Raw genomic sequence first — 17,629 nt, 5'->3', positions numbered from 1 at the left:
GTGCGTCCGCTGCTCGTGACGGCATCCGCCCGTTCGCCTCTACCGTCTGAAGGCAATGGTCGCCCCTTGTGAAGGAGGTGGTGTGCTGAGCCGCGCGTTGCCGGGAATCCGCGCCGTCCGATGCCTTCACACGGCAGGGTCACGGATGCGGTGAGTAGTGCCGCGGGCTCGTCGCGGTCCGCACGATCGCCCGCAGCGACTCGAGCGAGCCCTCGGCGAAGCCCGCCGCACGCGCCTGCACGAGGATGTTGCCGATAGCCGTCGCCTCGACGGGTCCCGCGACGACCGGCAGGCCCGAGCGATCGGCGGTGCGCTGGCAGAGTAGTGAGTTCTGGGCGCCACCGCCGACGATGTGGACAGCCCGCACGGGCACGCCCGAGAGGTCGGCGGCTGCTCGCACGGCGTCAGCGAAGGCCTGCGCGAGAGACTCGATGATGCTTCGGGCGAACTCCGCCCGGCTCCGTGGAACGGATGCGCTGTGCTCTGCGCACCACGCCGCGATGCGCGCAGGCATGTCACCCGGGGGGAGGAAGCGGGCGTCGTCGACATCGAACACGCTGACGGGAGTGCTCACGGCCGAGGCCTGGGCGACGAGCGCCGGGATGTCGATGCTCTCGCCGTCGCGCTCCCAGTGCCGCACCGACTCGCTCAAGAGCCAGAGTCCCATCACGTTGTGCAGGAAGCGGATGCGGCCGTCGACGCCTCCCTCGTTGGTGAAACCGGCGTCGCGGGCGGCATCCGTCGTCACCGGGTGCCCGATCTCGACCCCCACGAGGCTCCACGTGCCACACGAGATGTAAGCGGCGCTGGTCGGGTCCATCGGGACGGCGACGACGGCGGATGAGGTGTCGTGCGAACCGACGGCGACGACGTCGATCGGTCGCCGGGCGCCTATCTCGTCGACGACGTAGGGCAGCGTGGCTCCGATGCGCTCGCCGGGGTCGACGAGCGGCGGCAGGAGTCCGGGGGGGAGGTGGAGAACGTCGAGCAGTCCGGCATCCCACTGGCGCGTGTGCACGTCGAGCAGTCCCGTGGTGGAGGCATTCGTGCGCTCGGCGACGGTCTCACCGGTCAGGAAGTAGCCGAGCAGGTCGGGCACCAGCAGCATCGTGTCGGCGAGCGAGACCAGGTCGACTCCATCGTGCTCGGCGGCGAGCTGGTAGATGGTGTTGAACGGGAGGAACTGGAGGCCGTTGCGGCGGTACAACTCGGCGAACGGAACGCTGGCATGCACCGCCTCGACGCCGGCGGCGGTTCGCGCGTCGCGATAGTGGAAGGGAGTGCCGAGCATGCGTCCCCGGCGAAGGAGGGCGTAGTCCACCGCCCACGAATCGACTCCGATCGAGGCGAGTTCCGGATCTTCGCGCACAGCGCCGCGCAGCCCGTCGACCGCCCCGCGGTAGAGCCCGAGCAGATCCCAGTGCAGACCGTTGACGGTGCGAACGGGCTGGTTGGCGAAGCGTGCGACGTGCGAGAGGTGAATCCGGCCGTCGCCCACCCGGCCGATGATGACGCGCCCGCTCGTCGCTCCGAGGTCGACGGCGGCCACCGCCCCGCGGCTCATCGCAGGAAGGCGGCAGCGACACCGGCGTCGACGGGCACATGGAGGCCCGTGGTGTGGCTGAGCTCAGGCCCGGTGAGCACGAACACCGCATTGGCGACGTGCTCGGGCAGCACCTCCCTCTTGAGGATCGTTCGCTGGGCATAGAATTTGCCGAGGTCTTGCTCGTCGACGCCGTAGGTCTTCGCCCGATTGGCGCCCCAGCCCGAGGCGAAGATGCCGGAGCCGCGCACCACGCCGTCGGGATTGATGCCGTTGACCCGCACGCCGTGCTCGCCCAGCTCGACGGCCAGGAGGCGCACTTGGTGGGCCTGGTCGGCCTTGGTCGCCGAGTAGGCGATGTTGTTCGGGCCGGCGAAGACGGAGTTCTTCGACGAGATGTAGACGATGTCGCCGCCGAGCTGCTGGTCGATGAGCACCCGCGCCGCCGCCTTCGAGACGAGGAACGAGCCCTTCGCCATGACGTCGTGCTGCAGGTTCCAGTCGGCTTCGGTGGTCTCGAGCAGCGGCTTGGAGAGCGAGAGTCCGGCGTTGTTGACGACGAGGTCCAGGCCGCCGAACGCGAGCACCGCGTCGTCGATCGCCCGCTGCACGGCCGCGGCATCCGTCACGTTCGCAGCCACCCCGATGGCGACATCCGTGCCGCCCAGTTCTGCGGCGGCCGCCTGCGCCTTCTCGAGGTCGAGGTCGGCGATCACGACGCAGGCGCCCTCGGCGGCGAGGCGGGTGGCGATGGCCTTGCCGATTCCGGATGCCGCGCCCGTCACGAGCGCGATCCGCGACGCGTGCGTCTTGGGCTTGGGCATCCGCTGCAGCTTGGCCTCCTCGAGAGCCCAGTACTCGATGCGGAACTTCTCCTCGTCACTGATGGGCGAGTAGGTCGAGAGCGCCTCGGCACCGCGCATGACGTTGATGGCGTTGACGTAGAACTCGCCGGCCACCCGGGCGGTCTGCTTGTTCGCACCGAAGCTGAACATGCCGACGCCGGGAACGAGCACGATGAGCGGATCGGCGCCGCGCATGGCTGGCGAGTCGGCGGTGGCGTAGCGCTCGTAGTAGGCGGTGTAATCGGCACGGTAGGCCTCGTGCAGCTCCTTGAGCCGGGCGATCGAGTCTTCGATGGAGGCGTCGGCGGGCAGGTCGAGCAGCATCGGCTTGACCTTGGTGCGCAGGAAGTGGTCGGGGCAGCTCGTGCCGAGAGCGGCCAGCCGCGGGCTTTCGGAGGCGGCAAGGAAGTCGAGCACCTCGGGTGCGTCGGTGAAGTGGCCGACCATGGGCTTGTCGTGCGAGGCGAGCCCGCGGATGGTGGGGGCCAGCGCGGCGGCCTTCGCGCGTCGCTCTTCCGGGTTCAACGCGACGAACTCGTCGCGGGCGGGGCCGAACGGCTCGGCCTTTCCGTGCTCGTCGATGTAGGCGGCGGCCGTGTCGATGATCCAGCGCGAGTTGCGCTCCGACTCCTCGGAAGTCTCGCCCCACGCGGTGATGCCGTGGCCGCCGAGGATGCAGCCGATCGCCCGCGGATGGGCATCCTTGATCGCGGCGATGTCGAGGCCCAACTGGAAGCCGGGCCGGCGCCAAGGCACCCAGACCACCCTGTCGCCGAAGATCTTCGTCGTCAGCGACTCACCGTCCGCTGCAGTCGCAATCGCGATTCCCGAGTCGGGATGCAGGTGGTCGACGTGTGCGGCATCCACCAGGCCGTGCATGGCGGTGTCGATCGAGGGGGCGGCGCCTCCCTTGCCGTGCAGGGCGTAGTCGAAGGCGGCGACCATCTCGTCCTCGCGCTCGACGCCGGGGTAGACGTTCACGAGCGCCCGCATGCGGTCCAGCCGCAGCACGGCCAACCCGGCCTCGGTGAGCGTGCCGAGGTCGCCGCCCGAGCCCTTCACCCAGAGCAGCTCGACGGGCTCGCCCGTCACGGGGTCGGTGTCGGTTCCCTTCGCGGACGTGTTGCCGCCGGCGTAATTGGTGTTGCGCGGGTCGGCGCCCAGCCGGTTGCTCCGGGCTATCAGCTCTGCTGCGGTGGGGTTGGTCATGTTCTTTCCGGTTCAGTCGGTGGACGAGGGGACGGTGGCCTTGAGAGGGTCGCCGAGTGGGATGTTGTCGAGGAACCAGACGTCGTAGTCCCTCTCCAGCAGATCGGTGTTGAGCGCGTTCAAACGCGCGAGCGGACGGCCTACGGCGTGCGCATCCAGGTCTGCTCTCGTGCTCCAGCGCTCGACCATGACGACGGTGTCGCCGTCCAGCTCGAGATGTGCTGCGTAGAGCTCGCAACCGGGTTCCTGATGCACGAGGGGGGAGACCTCCCGGAACGACTCGATCACCCCAGGACCGAGACCTGGTTTGGCGGTGAGCACCGCAACGACCGTGATGCTCATGCTCAGACCTGGCGGAAGTCGATGCCGAGCAACGACGACGCCGCCCGGTAGTCGGCCGCGCGGTGACCGATCGACAACGACCAGTGGTGCCCGATTCCGGTCGCGCTCCACTCATCGACCCACTCACCAGGGTCTCGGCCGAAGTCCACTCGGGAGGTGGTGTTGCCGATCGCGAGCAGGGGCCCGGGAACCACTGTCCCTTCCGAGGCGACGAAGGCGAGCGCGCCGTCGCGGTCCTGGCCGAGCCCGAGCAGCGTGACCGGCCCGTGCTGCACGTCGAACTCGACCGACACGCCCCAGCCCCGCTTGCCGTGATAGACCCCGAGTCCGCGCAGCAGCGGGTCCCGCGACGAGACCGCCAGGTGCGCAGGGCCGTCGTGCCCCATCTCCACGACGTCATCTTCGAAGTTCAGCGCCTGGATCTCGCAGAAGGAACCCCCCGCGCCGGCGACGTGCGTGGCGAGCTGGGCGACCGTGGTTCGCAGCTCGTACTCGCCGGTCGTCGGAATGCCGCGTGCGGTGAGCAACGACGCGCCGAGGATCATGCCCGCGCCCAAGCGCTCGTGCTGTTCGCCGTTGCGGCCTCGGTGGTAGTACGCCAGAGAATCGAGGTCGAACTCCTCGACGAGCCGATCCAGGCCGACCGAGACTCTGGCGCCCCACGCGAAGTCCTCGTCCTTGACCGTGTCGTCGAGGGTGAAGATCGTTCGTGCGAGGGACATGCGCTGCTCCGTCTGGGCATCCGTCACCTCGTCGACCAAGACGCGGAGGTCGTCGAACTCCACGACCTCCACGTGCGAGCCGAAGGTGACGGGAAGCAGGGTCAGGTCGGTGGACACGTCGAGCATGCCGGGATAGACGTGGCCCATGAGGCCGTGCCGGGCGTGCCGAAGCGCCGCTCGCACATGGGCAGCGGTGGTCCACTGCTCGATGCGCTTCCACGCGGAGGCCTGCCTCAACCATCCGGAGACGCTGCGGAACGGGATGCCCGCGCGGCGGAAGACGTTGCCGACCTCAGGCACGGGGCACTGGCCGCAATAGGCGAGCCAGAGGCCGGTGTCGAAGTTGGCGTGGTCCATCTTCTCGGTGGGCTGCAGGTCGATCACGAGTACCGGAGCGTCGGCCCGTTGGGCGATCGGGAGCACCATCGAGCTGGTCAGGTAGGTCGTCAAGAACATCACGATGAGGTCGCAATCGGCGAGGCGCAACGCTTCCGCGGCGGCATCGCCCTCCTGGGCATCGGAGATGAAGCCGACATCGACCACGTCTGCGTCCATCTGCGCGAAGCGCTCGGAGACGTAGCGTGACGACTCCTGCAGCTGGGGCAGCAGGCCGGGGAACTGGGGCCAGTAGGTGCCGAGGCCGCCGGCCACCAGGCCGATTCGGGGCTTGCGACGCTCCTTGGCAGGAAGGAGGTCGGTGAAGGTGTTGTTCTGATCGGTCATGTCCGCATCCCCCTGCTCAGGCGCCCCAGCCGGCCTGCACTCCGCCGACGCGTTCCTCGGCGATCCTCTGCAGATAGCCGGATGCCGCGAACGCCGCCATCGGGTCTGCCGGCAGGCCGCGAGACTCGCGCCAGGCCGCCAGGTCGGGGCGCACATCCGTGTAGAACGCGTCCATGAAGATCGCATTGGCGCCGAGCACGTCGCCGGACTTCTGCGCTGCTGCCAGCGCTTCGGTGTCGATGGACAGCGCGCGCGCGGTCATCTCCTGCACGTTCAGCACGCTTCGGATCTGGCCGGGGATCTTGTCCTCGATGTTGTGGCACTGGTCGAGCATGAACGCCACGTCGGGGTTGGCATAGCCGCCGCCGCGGATGACCTCGTAGAGGATGCGAAACAGCTGGAAGGGGTCTGCCGCGCCGACGATGAGGTCGTCGTCGGCGTAGAAGCGGCTGTTGAAGTCGAACGATCCGAGCTTGCCCAGGCGGAGCAGCTGCATGACGATGAACTCGATGTTGGTGCCTGGCGCGTGATGCCCGGTGTCGAGGCAGACCATCGCCTTGTCTCCGAGAGCGGCGACCTGGACATAACTGGTTCCCCAGTCGGGAACGTCGGTGTGATAGAACGCCGGCTCGAAGAACTTGTACTCGAGGACGAGCCGCTGCTCGTCGCCGAGGCCCGCGTAGATCTCGCTCAGCGACTCGTGCAGGCGATCCTGGCGGCCTCGGAGGTCGGCCTGGCCCGGGTAGTTCGATCCTTCGGCGAGCCAGATCTTCAGGTCGCGCGAGCCGGTCTGGTGCATGATCTCGATGCACTCGAGGTGATGGTCGATGGCCTTTCGCCGAACGGCGGCATCCTCGTGGGTGAGAGCGCCGAACTTGTAATCGTCGTCCTGGAAGGTGTTCGAGTTGACGGTTCCCAGCGATACGCCGAGGTCCTCGGCGTAGGCACGCAAGCGGATGTAGTTATCCACCTTGTCCCAGGGGATGTGCAGGGCGACGGTCGGCGAGAGGTGCGTGTAGCGATTGACCTGGGCGGCGTCGGCGATCTTCTCGAAAGGATCGCGCGGGGTACCCGGCGTCGAGAACACCTTGAAGCGGGTTCCGGAGTTGCCGAAAGCCCAGGAGGGGAGTTCGATCGCCTGGTGTTCGAGCTCGCCCAGGATCTCGGGGGTCAGAGTGCTCATGATGCGTCACTTTCTGTCGGTGCGGTGTCACGTACTCGCGCTGGGGCGAGCTGATCTTCGAGGTGGAACACCTCGGTGAGTCTGAGAAAGCCCTCGTCCGGCGAACCGTCGAGGTCGAGAAAGAACCGGGACATCTCCCCCTGCCATCGCTCGTTCACCTCGGTGGCCGCCATGCGTGCTTGGGCGTCGTCGAGAGACGAAGTCTCGAAGTAGCCGATGAGGAGTCCGTCATCGCGCAGGAAGAGGGAGTAGTTGTTCCAGCCGGCCGAGTGCAGCGCTTCGAGCATCTCGGGCCAGACAGCGGCGTGGCGTCGGCGGTACTCGTCGATGAGCTCGGGCTTGACCTGCAGGTGAAAACACACTCGCTCGCGACGCCCGCTAGGGGTGTCGACCGCCGTTTCGGTGCTCATCGGCTGGTCATCCATTCGCATCGTCCGAGTCTCGGAGCTTCCGGGGAGGAAAGACTAGGGGCCGGATGCCGACCGGCATCCGGCCCCTGGTGGCGACTAGAAGTCGTAGTCGTCGATGTTGTCCGTGGTGAAGGTCGTCGGCGGACCGACGATGACGGTGCCCCCTTCGCCGACGGTGCGCTCGCCGAGGTCGCCCGCCTTGAACTTGTCGCCCTTCTTGCCGGTGATGTCGCCGTCGGCGAGAGCCTTGCCCGCGAAGGCCGCGACGTAGCCGAGCTGCGCCGGGTCCCAGAGCGCGAACGCCGTGACCGTGCCGTCCTTGACGAAGGGACGCATCTCGTTCGGCAGGCCGAGGCCCGTCAGAGCGACCTTGCCCTTGTACTCCGAGGTGGACAGGTACCGTGCGGTGGCTGCGATGCCCACCGTGGTCGGCGAGATGATGCCCTTGAGGTCCGGATACGCCTGCAGGAGACCCTGCGCCTCCTGGAACGACTTGGTGTCGTCGTCGTCGCCGTAGACGGTGGAGACGAGCTTGATATTCGGGTAGTTGGCCTTCAGATCCTCCTCCATGTACTTGATCCACTCGTTCTGGTTCGTCGCGTTGGCCGTGGCCGACAGGATCGCGATCTCGCCCGATCCGCCGATCTGCTCGGAGATCAGCTTCGTCTGAATCAGAGCCACATCCTTGGCTACGACCTGGCTGATGAAGATGTCGCGGCACTTGGGGTTGGTGTCCGAGTCGAAGGCGACGATCTTGGCTCCGCCGTCGCGTGCCTCCTTAAGGGAGGAGCACACCGCGTCGGGGTCGTTGGCTGCGATCACGATGACGTTGGTGCCGGCCTGGGTCTCCGCGTTGATGAAGGAGACCTGGCTCGACGCGCTGGCGTCGAGCGGTCCCACGACCTGGCTCTTGGAGAACCCGGCGGCCTTGGCGCCGTCCTTGCCTCCGCCCAGCACGACGTCGGTGTAGGGATTGTTGAGCTGCTTGGGAATGAAGGTGATGGTCTGATCGCCTCCGCCGCCACCCCCGCTGCTTCCGCCCGTGCTGCCTCCGCTCGCGCAACCGGTGGCCACGAGAGCGACTGCCGCGATCAGGGCGGCGGCGGATACGACTCGCCGCACGCCGGGTCGCTTTGCGCGATTTGCGAACAACTCCATTGTTCTTCCTTTCTCAGTGCGCCTGGTGCACGGCGCTGGTTGACCCCGAGGCGGGTGCCTGGGGAACATGTCGACGCAGTCTTCGATCGTGGTTCCATCTGCGGATCGCGCTGATCACGCTTGGCGTGATGACGCTCAGGATCAGGAGGGAGCCCGTGACGATGATCAGCACGACGTCGGAGACCCGGCTCAGGCGCAGTGCGTAGTTGATCGAGCCGATCAGCAGCACGCCGGCGATGACGCCGGGAATCGAGCCCTTGCCGCCGAAGACCGACACTCCGCCGAGGAGGACGGCGGCGATCACGGTCAACTCCAGGCCGCTTGCGTTGTCGCTGCGCGCGCTCGAGTAGCGCAGGGTCCAGTAGACCCCGGCCAGTGCGGAGACGGTTCCCGTGGCCACGAAGAGCCAGAACTTGGATCGGTTGACGTGGATGCCGACGAAGCGAGCGGCCTCCTTGCTGTACCCGAGCGCGTAGAGTCCCCTGCCGAAGGGTGTGAAGTGCAGCAGCACACCGAAGAAGACCATCACGACGAGTACGCCGATCATGACGGTCGGGATTCCGGTCGCGCCGAGCTTCGAGATGAAGAATCCGGTGAGGGCGGGGGGAAAATTCGCGACGGCGTTGTCACCGATGACGACGAGGGCGAGGCCGCGGAAGAGTGCAAGCGTTCCGATCGTCACCGCCAGGGAGGGCAGTCCGACGACGGCGACCAGGAATCCGTTCAGCGCTCCAGCGACGACACCTGCCAGCACCGAGATCACGAGAACGGTGCCCATGTCGAGCCCGGCCTGCCAGAGCACGCCCATCAGCGCGCTCGTGAGCCCGGCGATCGAGGCCACAGACAGGTCGATCTCTCCGGTGATGATCACGAGAGTCATCGGCATGGCGATCAGCAGCACCGGAATCACGTCGAGCAGGAGGAAGCCGACTGTGACCGGGGACGCGAACCGCGGAAGAGCGATCGAGGCGTACACGAGGAACGCGAGCAGGATGTAGATCATGATCGCGTCGCGGCCGAGCAGAACGCGGGATGCGCCCGTGCGCCCCTTCGGTTCGTCAGCGAGGACGTTGGCCGTCTCGGACGTTCGCGTGGCCTGCTTGGTTGCGTTTTCAGACATCGCGCGACTCGCTCACTCGTAGTCTCCTTGCTGTTCGGACGGCAGCGATGCGGTCGATCACGATCGCCGCCAGGATCAGCAGGCCCACGATCGCCTGTTGCCAGAACTTGTCCACCCGAACGGCGGTCAGCGCGCCGGTGATGGTGGTCAGGAGCAGGGCTCCGAGGGCGGCTCCGATGACCGACCCGCTACCACCGAAGATCGCGACGCCTCCCACCACGGCGGCCGCGACGACGTCCAGTTCGAGGCCGGTACCGGTCGTCGCGCCCACGGAGTTGAATCGGGAAGTGTAGAGCACTCCCGCGAGGCCAGCGAGCACGCCATTGGTCACGAACGCGAACAGCACCCGTCGCGTCACGGGAACACCGAACACCCGCGCGGCATCGGGATCGGACCCGATCGCGTACAGGTCGCGGCCCGACCGCGTGCCAGACATGAAGACGGCCACGATCACGACGACGACGATCGCTATGAGCGTGATGAGCGGAAAGCCCAGCACCGTGTCGACGGACAGGTTTCCGAACTCCTGCGGCCGGTCGTCGGCGAAGAACTGGGTGCCGCCTGCCCACGCGTTGTTGAGGCCGCGGAAGATGTAGAGCGTTCCCAGCGTGATCACGAGGGCCGGCACCTTGGCGAGGGTGACCAGCAATCCGTTGATGGCTCCGAGGACGGCTCCGAAGAGCATTCCTGCCAGAATCACCACGATGATCGGAATGCCCGGCACGGCGACGAACAGGGACCCGGTGCCGAACGCGACCAGGCCCAGGATCGAACCGACCGACAGATCGACGTTGCGGGTGATGATGACGATCGCCTGGCCGGCGGCGAGGATGATGACGATCGTCGCGTTCAGCAGGATGTCTTTGACACCCTGCGGCGCGAGGAACAGCGGGTTGATGAGCCAGGTGACCAGGATCAGCGCGACGAGAGCGAGCAGCACCGGCAGCTCGCGAAGGTGCGCGATGGCCGACAACGGTGAACGGCGCCCCGACGAGGGGCGCGGCGAGTCCGTGCCGGTGGGGTGGACGGTCGTGGTCACTTGCTGCCCTCCATTGAAGCGGTCGCGGCATGCATGACCGCTTCCGGCGTCGCATCCGCGCGGTCGATCTCTGCTGCTATGCGCCCCTCGTGCATGACGAGCACCCGATCGGCCATGCCCAACACCTCGGGAAGCTCGGAGGAGATCATGAGAATCGCGATGCCGCGTGCGGCGAGGCTGGAGATCAGCCTGTGCACCTCGGCCTTCGTGCCGACGTCGATTCCCCGTGTCGGCTCGTCGATGATGAGAAGCCTCGGCTCGGTGGCCAGCCACTTCGCAAGGACGACCTTCTGCTGGTTTCCGCCCGAGAGGGTCGACACCGCGTACTCCTGGGAGCCCGTCTTGACCTGGAGTGTCTTGGTCCACTTCTCGGCCGCGCGGCGTTCTCGCGCGCTGCTGATGATGCCGAATCGAGCCAGAGCGCTCCGAAGCGTCAGCGTCGCATTGCGGCCGACGGAGAGGTCCATCACGAGGCCCTGCTTGCGGCGATCCTCCGGTACGAAGCCGACGCCGGCGTCGATGGCGGCCTGGGGGTCTCCGGCTGTGTACGCTCGCCCGTTCAATTCGACGGTGCCAGTGTCGTAGCGATCGATGCCGAAGACGGCGCGAGCGACCTCGGTGCGACCGGCGCCGACCAGTCCGGCCAGTGCGACGATCTCGCCCGCACGAACATCGAGGTCGATGTCGGCGAAGACGCCCGCGCGGCTCAGGCCGCGCACGGTGAGCACCGGATCGCCGATCTGCGCGGGCTCCTTCGGGAAGAGCTGGTCGATGTCGCGGCCGACCATCTCGCGAACGATCTCGTCCACCGTGACCGACGAGGTCTCGAGGGTCGCGACGTAACGGCCGTCACGCATGACGGTGATGCGATCGCAGAGGGCGAAGACCTCATCGAACCGGTGCGAGATGAACAGGATGCCGGCACCACGGTCTCGCAGGCTGCGAGCGACGGCGAAGAGTCGATCGACTTCCACGCCCGAGAGCGCGGCGGTCGGCTCGTCCATGACGAGCACCTTCGCGTCGAGTGAGATGGCCTTGGCGATCTCGATGATCTGCTGGTCGGCGATGGAGAGACCCTCGGCGCTGCGGTCGGGGTCGATCGGCACGCCGAGGCGCGAGAACAGTTCGCGCGCCCCTGCGCGCATCTCGGCACGGCTGATGAGGCCTGAGCGTCCCCGCGGCTGACGGCCGATGAAGATGTTCTCGGCAACGGTCAGGTCGGGGAAGAGCGTGGGCTCCTGGTAGATCACGGAGATGCCGGCTGCCTTGCTGTCGGCCACGGATCGGAAGGCGATCGGTTCGCCGTCCACGCGGAAATCACCGGCGTCGGGATGGTGAAGACCCGCGAGGATTTTCACCAGGGTCGATTTTCCCGCTCCGTTCTCGCCCACGAGCGCGTGGATCTCGCCGGGGAGGATCTCGATCGTCCCGTCGGCCAGGGCGATGACGGGACCGAACGCCTTGACCGCGCCGGTCAGGGAGAGCGCCGGCGTCCGCGCGGACGCCTCGTGGTCAGTCGCCATTGGCTGAATACCTCTCCCTCAAGGTGTGAATCGATTCAAAAGGAATGTATGCCATGCCGTACGAGACAGTCAAGAGCGCAATGATCACGGTTCGAGATCATTGGCTCGACTCGCTCGTCGAGCTGCGGCAGGCGTGCTGGCGGGGCGGGTCAGTTGAGGACGAATGTGTACGTCGCGGTGTTGCCTGCCACGTCGAACACGACGAGGGTGTTGGCGCCTCTGACCGCGCCGAAGGTGGGCGGCTTGATGAAGTTGACGTCCGACCAACGATTGTCGGTCAGATCCTTCACCACGCCGTTGAGCTCCACCTTGTCGATCTCGCCGGCGTCGGCGAGCTTGAAGCTGATCACGTCGTACGCTCCGCCCGCCTCGACGGTGTACGGCGCCCCCGCCTTGATCGTCGCTGTCGGCTTCGTCGAGTCGATCGAGAACGCGAACGTCCCCGTCTTCGACACGTTGCCCGCTACGTCGTGCGCGTTGTACTTCAGCGAGTACGAGCCGTCGGGCAGGGAGACGGTCGCGGTGTGCGTCGCCGCAGCCGCACCGTTCGCCGCCGTCTGCGTCGACTTCACGAGCCGGCCGTCCCGGTAGATGTTCGCCACGATCTTCGACAGGCCGACATCGTCGGTAGCGTCGACCCGCAACGACAGATCGGGGGATGGTCCGGCCGCGGTGGGAGCGACCAGCGTCACGACCGGCCTGGTGATGTCTGCGGGCACGGGCGCGATGTCCGCCTCGATGCGCAGCACTCGACCGGCCTCCGCTCTCCATGACGTGCCGGCGTCATTGCTGATGAGTGCCCTGCCCCCCGCGTAGGGAGTGGTGTCGCTGTAGGCGATCCCGTAAGCGCCCGTGGTCGTCGCGGAAGACGCGACGATCGCGTAGCGGGCACCGGCCTGGACGGCTATCGGCGTGGCGAGCTTGATCTCGGCCCAGGAGGCGGCCCACGACATGTTCTTCGCCGGAATCGAGGCGGTCGCCAGCACCGGCCCCAGTGCACCCGATGAGTCGAGCGCGCGCAGGTCGAGGCGGAGGTCCGCGTTGGGATGGTTGTCCTGGTACGACATGAATCGCACCGCGCTCATCACTCCCGCGGTGGGCACCGTGAACTCCTGCGCCCGCTGAAGGCCACCCGAGATGTCGGCGTGGGTACGGAAGCCTCTGTCCCCGACGGAGACCGCTGGAACCGGATGGGCCGCTCCGGGCTGACCGATCGGTATGGTGACATCGACCGAGTTCTTGCAGTCGATCGGCAGGATTCCACCCGCCGCGTCGAATTCGAGCGGGGCCCAGTACTGCTTCGCGAGCGCCTCGTTCGCCTTGGCGTCCATCCACACGTCGGACTGATAGAGGTAGGTCGGGCCCGCGGATGTCGGGATCTCCAGCACGTCCGTCGGTTGTCCGCCGCACGACGTGATGGTCAGATTCGTGCCCTTGACGATCCTCGCCGGACGGTTCCACTGGGAGAGATCGCCGCTGAAGTCGTCGCGCAGCAGCGTTGCACCCTGAGCATCCGTCACCTGGACGTCGTCGACCCTCATGCGCTCATTGTCGGGCGCACTGGCACGGAAGCCGACGCCTCCGTGATCCAGGGTGCTGTCGGTCGTCGAGTCGACGAGCACGCCGTCGATCCTCGTCTCGATCGCGCTTCCTGTCACGGTGATCGCGACGTCGTACGTCTGGCCGGTGGTGATCTTCGCGGGAAGAGGCACGACAGTGGCTCCCCGGCCGGGGATGATCTTGGTGAGGTTTCCGCCCTCTGCGCCGGCATGCGGGTAGTTGCCGATGAGCCACTGGTAGGACCCGGCATCCGAACTCCGAAAGACGAGTCCCGCCTGGGCGTAGTTTCCGGAGTCGGCTTTCAGCGGCGTCACCGACGCTCGGAAGGTGTAGTCGGTCCAATCGGCGCCGAGCTTACTGACGCCGACGTCGCCGCCGACGATGCCGAGCGCGCCGTCTGCGATCGTCCACGAGTCCGGAACCGTTCCCGCGCCCGTCCACGGTCCGAGCGGCGAGGTCGCGGTCACGTAGCCCGTACCGGTGGTGGCGTACCCTCGATTCGGATCGGAATAGGTGAGGTAGTACCGGTCCCCGCGCTTGAACATCGTCGGCGCCTCCGTTGACCGCAGGCCCACACTGGTCCACTGGCCGGAACCCGTGGTGTACGTCGGGTCGAGCTTCTCGATGAGGATGTCCCCGCCGACCCGCCAGTCGGTGAAGGACAGGTAGGCCGTTCCGTCGTGATCGACGAAGACCTGCTGGTCGCCGTAGTTGACCCCGCCGGGAGCGCCTTCCGGGACGGCGAGGTCTGGTTCGGCCGTCTCTTGGAAGCCCCCGTCGGGGCGATCCGAGGTGAAGACGTGGTAGCCCACGCCGTTGTCATAGGCGTTGATCCACAGTACATATTTGCGGGTGGATGCGTTGTAGACGACGTGCGGACGGTAGCAACCGTAGGTACTGCCGTCGCACCGGCTCTGCCAGAGAGCGGAGGTCGCGTCGAACAGGGGTCCATCCGGAGTCCAGCTCACCATATCGGGTGACGAGTAGGAGACGAACCCGCAGAAGGGTGCACCGGGCGTGTTCCACTCGTAGCCGCAGCCGTACGCCGTTCCATACAGGTGGTATCGCCCATCGAAGTACTGGATCTGCCCGTCGTGGGCGTCGATCGCGTTGCCGGAGACGTCGAACCTGAGCGTGGGAGCACCGGTCGTATCGCGGTTGACGAGGGTGCGGCTCTCCTCCGCACCCGCGGCGAAAGCGGTCTGTGCACCGCTGGTCAGGCCTGCCAAGAACAGGGCGGCCGTTGCCGCGAATGCCCATGCCTTCGTGCTTCTCGACATCATCGTCTTCTCCTACGTCATACGTTCAGCATTGAATCGATTTAAACCGTAACCGTGGCGGCGTGTCCGATCAAGACCGGTCGCAGAATCCGCCTCCTGAAAGTTGGTGTGACGCCGACCGCCGCCGGCCCGGCTCACCCTCAGGGAACGGCGCCGCCGGGTGCAAGATTGATTAGGGTACACATCGGTCACGACTCGATCGGAGGAGAAATGTCGGTGGACACGCGACAGCGAATGATCGAAGCCACGGCGCTGCTGCTCCGACGGGGAGGAATGAGCGCGGCCTCGTTCACCGATGTGCTGGCCGCCAGTGGCGCCGCGCGCGGAGCGATCTATCATCACTTCCCCGACGGCAAAGTGGAGTTGACGCGAGAGGCGGTTGTCTGGACGGGGAATCGGGTGAAGACCAACCTCGTTACCCTCCCCGGCTCGGAGCCCGCGGAAGTGCTTGCAGAGTTCCTCGACGCCATTCGGCCGGTCGTGGCAGAGGCCGCTACCGGTGTGTCGTGTGCGGTCGCCGCGGTGGTCCTGGAAACCGGTCAGGTCGACCGATCGCTGACTGCGGTTGCGTCCGAGGCGCTGCAGTCGTGGGTCGATACCTTGGAAGCACGGCTGGTCGCCACCGGAGCGCCGGCCGCAGCTGCGCATGCCGTCGCGGTGCTGTTGATCGTCTTCCTCGAGGGTACGCAAGTGCTGTGTCGTGCCGCGGGCGACATGTCGCCTTTCGACGACGGCGCTGCGGCCGTGCGGGCTGCTGGATCAGCGCTGACACTCGAGGAGAAGCCTTTCGAGATCGGCGTCTGAGCTGATAGCGTCGCACTAGTACGTTCATCCTAGAAGAAGGCAGGACCGCCATGGCCGTTTCATCAGTGTTCGATTTCCACTTCCCCGCGGACCACGCCGACGAGGGAGTGAACCTGGCTTTCAGCATCGGCGCCGACATGCCCGCGACCAGAGGATACGTTCGTCACGACGTGGTGCGCGATCTCGCCGACTCGGGTCACGTTGCGGTCATCACCCAGTGGCATGAGCAGGCCCAAGGCGAAGCAGTGCTCAAGGAATACCTCAATGACCCGAAGATCGACCGAGCGACGAAGCTCGCCGGCGGCAAGGCGCCGGCCGGTTTCCTCGGCGATGTGATGTGAGCGGGTCCATCCAGTGAGCGCGCGATATGCCCGGGGTACTGGGCGCCCCGATTCCAAGATGTCCAGGTCGGACGATGACGAGAAGCGAGGACGCTTCGGCGTAGGAAGCACAGCGCACCAACGTGTTCAAGACAAGGCGAACGTGAAGCGCAGGCAGCGCGACCGCTCCGCAGCCCAGCAGGACGGGCACTGATTTCGCAGAGATGCGAGTGCCGGAGATCGCGACGAAAGTGACTGCATACGAGCCCGACGCCTGGCATGACTTCCTGATCATGACGGGAGGAGCGTCTGCTGCGTTGGCTGGGTTGCTTTTCGTCGCGGTCTCCCTCAACCTCGAACAGATCCTCAAGTTCACTGCGCTTCCGTCCCTGGCTGCGGCATCCATCTCGATGCTCCTCGCTGTGGTCCTCGCCTGCTGCTTCGGCCTCGTGCCGGGCCAGCCGGCCGTCGCTCTCGGAATCGAACTGTTGGTGCTGGGATCGTCGACTGCATCGCTGCTGTTCGTCCTCGTCTCGCGGAGTCTGTCGAGACTGGAGCAGCTGGGATGGCGCGTGAGCAGACTGCTCATGACAGCCGTCTCTACGATCCCCATGGTGGTTGCGGGCGTGTCACTCATGGCCGGTGACGGAGGCGGGCTGTACTGGCTGCTCGTGGGCGTCGTAGCCAGCGTGACGACAGCCACGTACAACGCTTGGGTTCTCCTGATCGAGATCAGACGGTGAACAAGGAAGGAGCGCAATGCCTACTCACGGTATCGAGGTCGAGGTGAAGGGACCATGGTCGCTGGCTACGAGTCGCCGGTTCTGGGAGGGCTTCTCGCCGAACGCCCTGCCAGAACACGAGGGCGGCGCTCTGAGCTGCGTGTTCCTGGCGGAGAACGGATGGGGGCGCGTACAGGCGGAAGTCGTACAGGAGGGACACACAGCCCGTCTACGGCTTCGGGGTGAAGATCATCTGGACGAGGCGGCGACGCAGGTGGCCCGATTCCTCGCGATAGACATCGACGGTCGCGGCTGGACGAAGGTTGCCCAAGACGATCGCGTCATCGCGGATGCCCAAGAGAAACTTCCGGGCTTGCGCCCGTGCGGGTTCTATTCCGCGTATGAGGCTGCCGCGTGGTCCGTTCTATCGCAGCGAATTCGGATCACGCAGGCGGCACGACTGCGAAGCGACGTGATCGACGCGTATGGCGATGACGGGGCGTTCCCCGGTCCGGCGGCGCTGCGGAAGGCGCGCCTGGATCTACCCGGCCGCAAAGCGGAATATCTGAAGTCGGTCGCTGCCGCCGCGCTGGACGGGGTTCTCGATAGCGCCTACTTGCGGGGCATGCGCGCGGAGGAGGCCGTCGAGACCGTGCAAGGCGTGAAAGGCCTCGGGCCTTTTGCGGCGGAACTCGTGGTTGCCCGGGGTGCCAACGCTCCCGATCTGGCACCGCAGCATGAGCGTCGACTCGCGGACGAGGTCACCGAGCGCTACGGCCCTGAGGCGGACCTGGCGGATGTCTCGGAGGGATGGCGACCCTTCCGCACCTGGGCTTCCGTTCACCTGCGCGCGCTGCGCGAGGAGCGGCTCCACGAAATCGACCCCCGCCACTCGCACTGACGAGCGAGAGGATACCGGCCGAGTCTTCGCAGACACGTGTCGGGCGTGACGTCATGCTCGGAGCAGGATTTCGCCGCGATCGATAGGCCGCCCGGTGAGGCGACTCGGTAACGATTCGGATCTTCCCGTCGGTGTCGTGTCATCGCTGCACGAGCCGACGGTGGTTTGGTACGAGGGGTTTGAGTACCGGCTCTCGTCTGTTCTACTTTTCGCGTTGCGATATCT

The 17,629-nt window shown here is 66.4% G+C and carries 15 protein-coding genes; 4 read left to right on the top strand and 11 right to left on the bottom strand.

Annotated features, from left to right (window positions below; all coding sequences use genetic code 11):
- Nucleotides 1–139 precede the first annotated feature (139 nt).
- From E6C70_RS12285 to E6C70_RS16865, 11 genes are all read right to left on the bottom strand, one after another.
- The gene (locus E6C70_RS12285; RefSeq protein WP_136424834.1) at nucleotides 140–1,564 is read right to left on the bottom strand and encodes a rhamnulokinase; all 1,425 of its coding nucleotides are present in this window, start codon (nucleotides 1,562–1,564) and stop codon (nucleotides 140–142) included.
- Nucleotides 1,561–3,597: a bifunctional aldolase/short-chain dehydrogenase gene (locus tag E6C70_RS12280; RefSeq protein ID WP_136424833.1), complete on the bottom strand. Its 2,037-nt coding sequence runs from the start codon at nucleotides 3,595–3,597 to the stop codon at nucleotides 1,561–1,563. Before E6C70_RS12280 ends, E6C70_RS12285 begins: the two co-directional genes overlap by 4 nt.
- Before the next feature lie 12 nt (nucleotides 3,598–3,609).
- The gene (locus tag E6C70_RS12275; protein WP_136424832.1) at nucleotides 3,610–3,939 is read right to left on the bottom strand and encodes a putative quinol monooxygenase; all 330 of its coding nucleotides are present in this window, start codon (nucleotides 3,937–3,939) and stop codon (nucleotides 3,610–3,612) included.
- Between the two features lie 2 nt (nucleotides 3,940–3,941).
- Nucleotides 3,942–5,384 (bottom strand): L-fucose/L-arabinose isomerase family protein, encoded by a 1,443-nt coding sequence (locus E6C70_RS12270; RefSeq protein ID WP_136424831.1) that lies wholly within the window; start codon nucleotides 5,382–5,384, stop codon nucleotides 3,942–3,944.
- A gap of 16 nt (nucleotides 5,385–5,400) precedes the next feature.
- A complete protein-coding gene (gene rhaI / locus E6C70_RS12265) occupies nucleotides 5,401–6,567 on the bottom strand; it encodes an L-rhamnose isomerase (protein ID WP_136424830.1) in 1,167 nt (388 codons plus the stop codon).
- Entirely contained in the window at nucleotides 6,564–6,977 is a 414-nt protein-coding gene (locus E6C70_RS12260; RefSeq protein ID WP_136424829.1) for an L-rhamnose mutarotase, read from the bottom strand. Before E6C70_RS12260 ends, rhaI begins: the two co-directional genes overlap by 4 nt.
- A 96-nt stretch (nucleotides 6,978–7,073) precedes the next feature.
- Entirely contained in the window at nucleotides 7,074–8,135 is a 1,062-nt protein-coding gene (gene rhaS / locus E6C70_RS12255) for a rhamnose ABC transporter substrate-binding protein (protein WP_136424828.1), read from the bottom strand.
- Nucleotides 8,136–8,148: 13 nt separating this feature from the next.
- Nucleotides 8,149–9,255 (bottom strand): ABC transporter permease, encoded by a 1,107-nt coding sequence (locus E6C70_RS12250; protein ID WP_136424827.1) that lies wholly within the window; start codon nucleotides 9,253–9,255, stop codon nucleotides 8,149–8,151.
- Nucleotides 9,248–10,294 carry an ABC transporter permease gene (locus E6C70_RS12245; protein ID WP_136424826.1) on the bottom strand — a complete coding sequence of 349 codons (1,047 nt, stop codon included), beginning with the start codon at nucleotides 10,292–10,294 and terminating at the stop codon, nucleotides 9,248–9,250. The genes E6C70_RS12250 and E6C70_RS12245 overlap by 8 nt, the downstream gene beginning before the upstream one ends.
- Nucleotides 10,291–11,817, bottom strand: coding sequence for a sugar ABC transporter ATP-binding protein (locus E6C70_RS12240; RefSeq protein ID WP_136424825.1), 1,527 nt, complete (start codon nucleotides 11,815–11,817; stop codon nucleotides 10,291–10,293). The genes E6C70_RS12245 and E6C70_RS12240 overlap by 4 nt, the downstream gene beginning before the upstream one ends.
- 149 nt (nucleotides 11,818–11,966) lie before the next feature.
- A complete protein-coding gene (locus tag E6C70_RS16865) occupies nucleotides 11,967–14,660 on the bottom strand; it encodes a family 43 glycosylhydrolase (RefSeq protein ID WP_207670122.1) in 2,694 nt (897 codons plus the stop codon).
- A gap of 207 nt (nucleotides 14,661–14,867) precedes the next feature.
- Here E6C70_RS16865 and E6C70_RS12230 point away from each other — a divergent pair, with 207 nt between their 5' ends.
- The 4 genes from E6C70_RS12230 (at nucleotide 14,868) to E6C70_RS12215 (ending at nucleotide 17,404) form a co-directional block, all read left to right on the top strand.
- A complete protein-coding gene (locus E6C70_RS12230) occupies nucleotides 14,868–15,461 on the top strand; it encodes a TetR/AcrR family transcriptional regulator (RefSeq protein WP_136424824.1) in 594 nt (197 codons plus the stop codon).
- 50 nt (nucleotides 15,462–15,511) lie between these two features.
- The gene (locus tag E6C70_RS12225) at nucleotides 15,512–15,802 is read left to right on the top strand and encodes a hypothetical protein (RefSeq protein WP_136424823.1); all 291 of its coding nucleotides are present in this window, start codon (nucleotides 15,512–15,514) and stop codon (nucleotides 15,800–15,802) included.
- Between the two features lie 230 nt (nucleotides 15,803–16,032).
- Nucleotides 16,033–16,524, top strand: coding sequence for a hypothetical protein (locus tag E6C70_RS12220; RefSeq protein ID WP_136424822.1), 492 nt, complete (start codon nucleotides 16,033–16,035; stop codon nucleotides 16,522–16,524).
- A 16-nt stretch (nucleotides 16,525–16,540) separates the two neighbouring features.
- Nucleotides 16,541–17,404, top strand: coding sequence for a DNA-3-methyladenine glycosylase family protein (locus E6C70_RS12215; RefSeq protein ID WP_136424821.1), 864 nt, complete (start codon nucleotides 16,541–16,543; stop codon nucleotides 17,402–17,404).
- Nucleotides 17,405–17,629 lie beyond the last annotated feature (225 nt).

This window comes from Orlajensenia flava (assembly GCF_004801905.1).
Taxonomy (GTDB): domain Bacteria; phylum Actinomycetota; class Actinomycetes; order Actinomycetales; family Microbacteriaceae; genus Orlajensenia; species Orlajensenia flava.
This window is presented reverse-complemented; position numbering and strand designations above follow the sequence as displayed.